Below are 274 nucleotides of genomic sequence, written 5' to 3'. Positions count from 1 at the left end.
GCCTGGCAGCGCGCCTGGCGACGTCGCGGCCGGGTTCGTGGCCGACTGAGATGCGCGCCCTGCCTGCCCTCCTGCTTTGCGCCGCCGCCGCCGGCTGCGCGCCGTCGGGCCCGGTGCCCTCGACCGATTACCACGTCACGACGGCGGCGCCCGTTTCGCTCGCCTATGCGCCGGGCGCCTTGCGGCCGCTGCCGCCGGGCGAGCAGTCGCTGCGGGCGTTCGGCGCCGCCCTGCCAGCCGGCGCCACGCCGTCCTTCTTCGCGGACGGTCCCTA

1 protein-coding gene is annotated in these 274 nt (G+C 77.7%); it reads left to right on the top strand.

The genetic code is table 11. The annotated features are described in order from the left end of the window. Positions 1-50 precede the first annotated feature (50 nt). Positions 51-274, top strand: a 224-nt coding sequence (locus ACZ3HG_RS23645; protein ID WP_465334804.1) for a hypothetical protein, incomplete at its 3' end; no start/stop codon positions are given.

It is taken from the genome of Erwinia sp. PME.40.26/001 (genome assembly GCF_055556675.1).
This window is presented reverse-complemented; position numbering and strand designations above follow the sequence as displayed.